Annotated in this window: 7 protein-coding genes and 1 tRNA gene; 4 read left to right on the top strand and 4 right to left on the bottom strand. The window is 39.1% G+C overall.

All coding sequences use genetic code 11. The annotated features are described in order from the left end of the window. Nucleotides 1-194: 194 nt before the first annotated feature. Nucleotides 195-1,052, top strand: coding sequence for a UDP-2,3-diacylglucosamine diphosphatase (locus tag ACWITO_RS07245; RefSeq protein WP_448529327.1), 858 nt, complete (start codon nt 195-197; stop codon nt 1,050-1,052). Nucleotides 1,053-1,107: 55 nt separating this feature from the next. Here the strand turns inward: ACWITO_RS07245 and ACWITO_RS07240 are convergent. Next, nucleotides 1,108-1,181 (bottom strand) — tRNA-Pro (locus ACWITO_RS07240). 101 nt (nt 1,182-1,282) lie between these two features. Here ACWITO_RS07240 and hisB point away from each other — a divergent pair. Continuing rightward, nucleotides 1,283-2,407: a bifunctional histidinol-phosphatase/imidazoleglycerol-phosphate dehydratase HisB gene (gene hisB, locus ACWITO_RS07235; protein WP_448529326.1), complete on the top strand. Its 1,125-nt coding sequence runs from the start codon at nt 1,283-1,285 to the stop codon at nt 2,405-2,407. 333 nt (nt 2,408-2,740) lie between these two features. Then, on the top strand, nt 2,741-4,021 hold the full coding sequence (gene aceA, locus ACWITO_RS07230; RefSeq protein WP_448529325.1) for an isocitrate lyase: 1,281 nt from the start codon (nt 2,741-2,743) through the stop codon (nt 4,019-4,021). Nucleotides 4,022-4,211: 190 nt separating this feature from the next. On the opposite strand, the gene ACWITO_RS07225 is transcribed toward aceA, so the two are convergent. Beyond that, on the bottom strand, nt 4,212-5,393 hold the full coding sequence (locus ACWITO_RS07225) for an isochorismate synthase (RefSeq protein ID WP_448529324.1): 1,182 nt from the start codon (nt 5,391-5,393) through the stop codon (nt 4,212-4,214). Nucleotides 5,394-5,471: 78 nt separating this feature from the next. Here ACWITO_RS07225 and ACWITO_RS07220 point away from each other — a divergent pair, with 78 nt between their 5' ends. After that, nucleotides 5,472-6,512, top strand: coding sequence for an Rpn family recombination-promoting nuclease/putative transposase (locus ACWITO_RS07220; protein ID WP_448529323.1), 1,041 nt, complete (start codon nt 5,472-5,474; stop codon nt 6,510-6,512). On the opposite strand, the gene ACWITO_RS07215 is transcribed toward ACWITO_RS07220, so the two are convergent. Further along, on the bottom strand, nt 6,509-7,378 hold the full coding sequence (locus ACWITO_RS07215) for a diacylglycerol/lipid kinase family protein (protein WP_448529322.1): 870 nt from the start codon (nt 7,376-7,378) through the stop codon (nt 6,509-6,511). The two genes, ACWITO_RS07220 and ACWITO_RS07215, sit on opposite strands and share 4 nt — an antisense overlap. 70 nt (nt 7,379-7,448) lie before the next feature. Further along, a complete protein-coding gene (locus ACWITO_RS07210) occupies nt 7,449-8,309 on the bottom strand; it encodes a lysophospholipid acyltransferase family protein (protein ID WP_448529328.1) in 861 nt (286 codons plus the stop codon). Nucleotide 8,310 lies beyond the last annotated feature (1 nt).

The raw sequence follows: 8,310 nt of genomic DNA, 5'->3' as shown, positions 1-8,310 counted from the left end.
ATGGTGTAAAAGTATGTTTAGTAGCTCAAATTTTTACTTTTTGTTTTTTATGTTTTCTGCTTTTCTACAAAAATTCTGCTTTGTAAAATTATTGTTTCCTGAACGCTACCCAATGCCCAAAAAATTCAAGATTTCATAAAGTTTTTTTTACACTCATAACAAACTAAAAGTTTTATTTTGTAAAAAAAACTGCCTTGAAAAAACATCATAAAACCATCGTCATCTCTGATGTTCATCTGGGGGCATCAGGTTCAAAAACCAAACAACTTGTCCGCTTTCTGAAACAAAATACCTGCGAAACACTTATCTTGAATGGTGATATTATTGACGGCTGGCAACTTCAACGTTCGGGCAAATGGAAACGCAAGCATACGCGTTTCATCAAGGTTGTCTTGAAAATGATGGATAAACTCAAAACCAAAGTTATCTATGTAAGAGGCAATCACGATGATTTTTTAGACCAAATTTTGCCTTTGCGTATCGGTAGGCTATCTATTTGCAAAGATTACATTTATGAAAGTTTTGGCAAACGCTACTACATTACACACGGCGATATCTTTGATAGCATCACTACCAAACTGAAATTTGTGGCAAAATTGGGAGATATTGGCTACAACTTTTTGCTTTGGCTCAATAAGCGTTACAATCAATACCGAGCCAAAAGAGGTTTGCCTTATTATTCGCTTTCGCAAAAAATAAAAGCCAAAGTAAAAACGGCTGTTTCGTATATTGATGATTTTGAAAAAGAACTCGCAGGCTTTGCCAAAATCAAACAATGTGATGCTGTAATCTGCGGGCATATTCATCAGCCTGCAATGAAAGAAATTGAAGGCATTTTGTATCTCAATTCAGGCGACTGGGTTGAATCGCTTACGGCTCTTACGGAAGATTTCAATGGAAACTGGGAACTAGTGCATTATATCAAAGATGTAGATATACACGCCGAATACGCCCAAGAAGATGAAAAAGATGAAGAACTAGACGAAATGAACGATTTTAATGTAGAAGAGCTGGAATTTGTGGAAACCCTACTCAGTAAAAAAATTTCCTAACCGCAAATTATGAAAAAAAGAAGCCTCAAATCATAATGATTTTGAGGCTTTTTTGTCGGGATGACTGGATTTGAACCAGCGACCCCTCGCACCCTAAACGAGTGCACTACCTGGCTGTGCTACATCCCGAACTTATTTTGGACTGCAAAAGTATAAAAAAACTTTTTATTTCCAAAATAAAATCTAAAATTTTTTCTAACTTGCCTCTACAATTCCAAAATCAACCTTTTATGCGAAAAATTTTATTCCTTGACCGCGACGGTACTATCATTGATGAACCTACCGATAATTTTCAGGTGGATAGCCTTGCAAAACTTTCTTTTATTCCAAAGGTTATCCGCAACTTACACTTTTTCCAATACCATTTAGGCTACGAATTGGTAATGGTTACCAACCAAGATGGACTTGGGACAGCCTCTTTACCCGAAGCCGATTTCCTGCCTCCTCATCAAAAAATGCTTCAAACGCTGGAAGGTGAAGATATCACTTTTGCCGAAATTCTCATTGATAAAACTTTTGAACACGAAAACGCCCCTACACGCAAACCTCGTACAGGACTCGTAGAGCATTACCTCAACCGAGACGATATTGATTACTCTCAATGTTATGTAATTGGCGACCGCCTCACCGACCTTGAACTTGCCTATAATATGGGCATTAAAGGTATTTTGTTCAATGCCAATGCCTTAGCACTTTCCGAAAAACACCAAAAAGCCCTTGCCTTGCAAAGCTACAACTGGGACGAAATTGCTCAATTTTTGTCAGAGCAAAGCCACTCTGAACGCAAAGCCTCTGTTCACCGAAAAACCAAAGAAACAGATATTCATGTAGAACTCAATTTAGATAGCTACGATTACACCGATATTCAGACGGGTATTGGCTTTTTTGACCATATGCTGGAGCAAATTTCCAAACACGCTCGTATTTCCCTACGCATACACGCACAAGGAGATTTGCATATAGACGAGCATCACACCATTGAAGATACCGCCCTAACCTTGGGAGAAGCCTTCAAAAAGGCTTTGGGTAATAAAAAAGGCATTGCCCGATACGGACATTTTACCCTGCCAATGGACGAAGCTCTTGCCCAAGTGGCTCTGGATTTTTCAGGCAGACCTTATTTTTCTGCTCATTTGAGCCTTTCACGTGAAAAAGTTGGTGATTTCCCTACTGAAATGTGCAAGCATTTTTTCAAATCCTTTTCTGATACTGCTCTTTGCAATTTGCACATTCTTTCTCGTGGCGAAAACGACCACCACGTCATTGAAGCTACTTTCAAAGCCTTTGCCAAATCTATTCGCAAGGCTATTGAAATAGAACATCAAGATATTCCTTCTACCAAAGGAACATTATAGCTTGAAAATCATAAGGTTAGCTAATAATTTAGGTTAAAAGTTTAGTGTTTGATGTTCAAGACATTCTAAAACTTTGTCGCTTATTTTTGGTTTCTGATTTTTCAAAATCCTGTTTCTTATTTCTCTACTGCAAGGGCTTAAAAGCCCTTTTTTTCTTGGCTAAATTCAAAAAAAACTTACTTAAACACAATTTTAGGAAAATTTTTAGCGAAAATAAAAATTTTAGCGAAATTTCGCTTGACTTATATTTTTCGCTGAATTATCTTTGTAACATATTTTCGTATGAAAAAGTGTTTTACAAAAGATTTGTTTCACCCAAAACATACAAAACCAATGACACGCCAAGAAAAAATCAATGCTCTTTTGCAAGAATGGGCAAGCAACCCCCGCTGGAAAGGCATAGAACGCCCCTACACTGCCGAAGATGTAGTCAAACTAACAGGCTCTTTGCAAATTGAATACACCTTAGCTCGCAAGGGGGCAGAAAAATTATGGAAAAAACTCAATACCCAACATTATGTAGCAGGTTTAGGAGCTTTGACAGGTAACCAAGCCGTTCAAGAAGCCCAAGCAGGTTTAGATGCTATTTATTTGAGCGGTTGGCAGGTAGCCGCCGATGCCAATTTAGCAGGTGAAATGTACCCCGACCAAAGTCTTTACCCTGTGGATAGTGTTCCTGCGGTAGTAAGGCGTATCAATAAAGCTCTTTTGCGTGCCGACCAGATTCAGTATCTTTCAGGTGAGGGGAATGTTGATTATTTCTTGCCCATTGTTGCCGATGCCGAAGCTGGTTTTGGAGGCAACCTGAATGCTTACGAACTAATGAAAATGATGATTGAAGCAGGTGCCTCGGGCGTGCATTTTGAAGACCAACTCTCTTCTGCTAAAAAGTGCGGTCATTTGGGCGGAAAAGTGCTTGTGCCCACCCAAGAAGCTATCCAAAAACTCATTGCCGCAAGGCTTGCCAGCGACGTAATGGGCGTGCCTACCGTAATCATTGCTCGCACCGATGCCGATGCCGCCAACTTACTCACCAGCGATATTGACCCTCGCGACCAAGCCTTTATTACAGGAGAACGCAGTAGCGAAGGGTTTTACTACGTAAAATGTGGCATTGAGCAAGCCATTAGCCGTGGGCTTTCTTACGCTCCCTACGCCGATTTGCTCTGGATGGAAACCAGCCACCCCGACCTTGGCGAAGCCCGCGAGTTTGCCCAAGCCATACACGCTCAATATCCGGGCAAACCGCTCGCCTACAACTGCTCCCCTTCTTTCAATTGGGCGGCAAAACTTTCTGAAAAAGAAATGCTTACCTTCCGTGAAAATCTTGCCGATTTGGGATATAAATTCCAGTTTATTACGCTGGCAGGTTTCCACGCTCTCAATACAAGTATGTTTGAATTAGCCCTTGCTTACAAAGACAAAGGTATGGCAGGCTACTCTGAACTACAACAAAGAGAATTTGCTCTGCAAAGCAAAGGCTTCAAAGCCGTAAAACATCAGTCTTTTGTAGGAGTAGGGTATTTTGATAGCGTTCAAGAGGTTATTACAGGAGGCGAGGCTTCTACTGTGGCATTCAAAGGCTCTACCGAAGAGGCTCAATTTAAGCACTAAAAATAAACAGATTGCGTTGTTTCTTGACCAAAAGTTCTCGCCAATGGCGGGAATTTTTGTTTGTAATTATTTACGTTCAATGTTTGATGTTCAAGCCCTTTAAGAGCTTTATCTCTCGTTTTTGCTTATGACATCAATTTTTCTCAAATCCTGCCTCCCTCTCGCAAATCAGACCTAAACAATTATTGGGTTAAATGATTGCTTTCAGCATTGTTTCCATTTTGAGAGCCGTTTCGTTCCATTCTTTTTCAGGATTAGAGTTTGCCGTAATACCCCCACCCGCATACAAATAAGCCTCTTGCAAAGAAGGTAAAACTTGCATACAACGCAAATTTACAAAAATATGCGTTTCACTTTCTATATTCACCTGCCCCAAAAAACCGCTGTAAAAGGCTCTATCATAGCCTTCAAAATTCCGAATAAAAGCCAAACTCTCTTCTTTGGGCATACCACATACCGCCGAAGTTGGGTGCAAAAGCCCTAACATCACTTGCCAAAGATGTGGATAATGCACTTCATTCAAATTTACCCAAAAATCAGTACGCAAATGAGCCAAGTTCCCCGCCTGAATAGTTTTAGGACCATCTTCCTCAAATTCCCGCAAACGTATTTTTTTGAAAGCATTGATAATATAGCGGCTCACAAGTGCTTGCTCTTCTATTTCTTTTTGTGTCCAAGTAATTTCAGAAAGATTTGCTCCTTCGGGGTATTTTTGCGTACCAGCCAGAGCCATAGTACGGAAAATGTTGTTCTTATCTACACTCACCAAAATTTCAGGGCTTGCTCCTATCCAAATGTTGCAACTCGGTACATACACCACCGAAACAAAAGCCAAAGGATACAATGTGCAAAGATTTTGAAAAACACGTGAAATTTGCAAAATCTCCGAAAATGCTACCCTCATCTTCCTTGAAAGCACAACTTTCTGAAAAGCCTTTTCCTTTATAGCTCTCACTGCCTTTTCTACCAAATGCAAATGTTGTACTTTCTCAAAGTCTGTATTGGGTAAAGCTAATTGAACTTGGGTTGAGGCGAGATTAGAGATTTTGGCACGCTTGTTATCAAAGTCTTTCAGAAAAGGGATACTTTCAGGCATTAGGATTTGGGTAGAATTGCTGTAAAAATCAGCATTCAGGAAAAAATTTTTCTGCAAACCTTCGTTTTCAAAAGGGCTAAACAGAAAGCCTTTTTTTTCGCTAAATTCATCTATTTGCAAGGGTTGTGGCTCAATTTTTTCGGAGAAATCAATTAAGCAGTGAATAATTTTGCTATTAGGCAAACGCCACAAAGCCGTAGCGTAACCCCTCTGCAAAGCCCATTCAAAAATTTCTGTGGGGGAAATAGTAAGCGATTGGGTAGTAAGCGTTTCCAATTTTTTTCTTTGAAAAACAAGACCAAAGCCTGAAAAGTTTGCTTGATTGCCAAAAATCTAAAATTTTGTATATTTGCTTTGAAAACAGATGTATCTATGCCCCGAATGAACCCTAAAATTGATTTGGTTTTCAAGAAACTTTTTGGCTCGGAGGAAAACAAAGATATTTTGATGTCTTTGATAAATGCTATACTTCCCGAAAATGAGCAAATTACAGACTTGAGAATTAAAAATCCTTACAACTTTGCCGACTACGTAAAAGGGAAACTTTCTATTCTGGACATCAAAGCCGAAGACGAAAAGGGTAATCTTTATGATATTGAAATGCAAATCAGAGGTGATGAATTTTATGGACGCAGAACTTTGTATTACTGGGCAAAATTATTCGGCTCTCAGTTAGACCACCAAACCGAAGAGGAAATTCAGAAAAAAATCAAAGGAGGCAAATATTACTCCGATTTGAACAAATGTATTGTGATAAGTTTAATGGACTTTGATTTTTTCAATGATGAACGTTATCATCGTTGTTTTATGCTCAAAGACCGAGAAACCAACGATACGCACCAAGATTTGAACTATTTAGACCTGTATTTTGTAGAATTGCAAAAATTTGAAAAAAAGCACAAAGCCATTAAAACCGCCTTGGACAGATGGATACGCTTTCTCAATAGTGCCGATTTGTATAAATCTGCCTTACCAAGCGAACTGGCAGAGATAGAAGCTATCCGAAAAGCCAAAGAGCGTTTGGAAAGGCTTTATATGAATGAAGAAGAACAAGAAATTTACGATGGTCAATACAAACACTATCTTGATGAAGTTGTTTCTTTGCAATATGCCGAAGAATCGCGTAAGCTCGCTATACAAAGAGCCGTAGAAAAAGCACTGCAAGAAGCTGAAAAAATAAAAGAAAAAGCTCTCAAAGAGCTTGAAAAACAAAAAGAAGTTCAACTCAAAAAACTTGAAAAACAAAAGCAACGAGAAATCAAAGAAGTAGAAAAGAAAAAGCAAACTGATATTGCCCGAAAGCTAATTGATTTAGGTCTGGACAATACTCAAATCGCACAAAGCACAGGTTTGAGCCATAAAGAAATTCAGAAACTGCGAAAAGAAAAGAATTAAGCCACGAGTACTTTCAGGCTTTGAGGCTGAATGGCAACGCTCAACTCCTCGCCCAAAGCGTAATTTTCCCCGTCCAAATGTACCGCACCTGCCTGGGAACGTTTGAGCTTCACTCGCTTGGCTCTGAAACTTTGATAATATTTGGTTTTGGGCAGATTTTTCAAAAACAAGTCTAAGCCAATTTTGGGCATTTGCCATTTCGGAAAAGGACTAATCACACACACATCAAGCCAGCCGTCTTGAATATCCGCTTGTGGGGCTATGAAAGCATTGTTGCCATATTGTGAAGCGTTGGCAAAGGTTACAGAAAAGGCTTCTATTTCCATTGTGCCATTTTCTGTTTCTAAAATATAAGTTTCGGGTTTGTATTGAAAAAATGCCTTCAAAGTGCTTTCTACATAGGTCTGAAACCCTCTTTTGCCTGCTTGTGCAAAAAGACTGCTCACGTAAGCATCAAAACCCACCCCCGAAGTGCATAAAAAAGGCTTTTCGTTAATGAGGCAAGTATCTATTTTTTGTGGATTGAACTTTTTGATAATTTCTACTGCCTTTTCAGGTGAAGCATACATATTGAGGTGGCGAGCCAATCCATTTCCCGAACCATAAGGAATGATACCCAAAGGAATTTCCGAGCCTATCAAGGCTTGTGCCACTTCATTGATAGTGCCATCGCCCCCTACGGCTACTACGGCATCAACGGGCTTTTCTACTGCCCTCTGTGTAATTTCGGTAGCGTGCTTTTCTCTTTCTGTAAAATCTATGGCTATTTCGTATCCATTTTTGGGAAAATGCTTTTGCAAAGCCTCAATTACTCGCTTTTTAGATTTACCACCCGAAATAGGATTGATAACAAATTGCAGTTTCATAGCTTAATAACATTAAATTAACACAAAAGGAACGCAAATTTAACACAAAAAACTTCTTATGCAAATTTTTTCAGAAATTTCTTTGCTTTTTCCAACGTTTATGCGACCACAGCCAGTTGGGTGGGGTTTCCTGAATTTGTTTTTCCAAAAATCTAACATAATTTTCCGTAATTTGGCTATCAGGTCGCCTTTGCGGGTGATAAATCTCTTCAAAATACAATTCATAATAGCCTCTTTTGAGCTTACGTACCCCGCCAAAAAGCACAGGAAGACTTAATTTCAAGGCAATTTTTTCAACTCCTGCAAAAAATGCCGTATCCTGATGTAAAAAGTGCGTCCAATGGTCTTTTTCTGTACCCGCAGGACTTTGGTCTGCCAAAAAAGCTACAATACGGCTTTCCTTGTGGTTTTGCAAAACATCTTTCAGAACATTTTGCATTTTCAGAGGCTTTGCTCCAAAATGCGTACGAATTTGAAGCATCAGGTTATCAAAGAAACGATTGCTCAAAGGCTGATACACAAAATAGAGTGGATAAGGCTGTTTGAGATTGCAAATCAGCGAAAGCCATTCCCAATTGAACAGATGTCCCACAAAAACAAGCACCGTTTTGTTTTCAGCAAGGTTACTTGTGAGTTTTTCAAGCCCAATTACTCTTACTCTTTGCTCCAGCTCTTGGGGCGAAATAGCCAATACTTTCAAGGTTTCAATGAAAACATCAATCAAGCCCTTGTAAAACTGCTTTTGAATAGTTTTTAGCTCTTTTTCAGATTTTTCAGGAAAAGAATTTTTAAGATTTTGCCAAACTACCTTTTTGCGATACCCCACTACATAATAAGCCAAGAAGTACAAAAAATCGCTCAAAACATAGAGTATGCCCAAAGGCAGTTTAGCAAGCAAATGAAAAAAGAAAGCCATTGCTATAAGCGAAATT

It is taken from the genome of Raineya sp., from assembly GCF_053497555.1.
The sequence above is the reverse complement of the archived record's forward strand: the minus strand, read 5'-3'. Positions and strand labels throughout refer to the sequence as shown.

What these genes read in the sequence shown, in the direction of transcription:
- ACWITO_RS07215 (WP_448529322.1), bottom strand. Translation starts at nt 7,378, where the DNA reads ATGAAACTGCAATTTGTTATCAATCCTATTTCGGGTGGTAAATCTAAA.
- aceA (WP_448529325.1), top strand. Translation starts at nt 2,741, where the DNA reads ATGACACGCCAAGAAAAAATCAATGCTCTTTTGCAAGAATGGGCAAGC.
- hisB (WP_448529326.1), top strand. Translation starts at nt 1,283, where the DNA reads ATGCGAAAAATTTTATTCCTTGACCGCGACGGTACTATCATTGATGAA.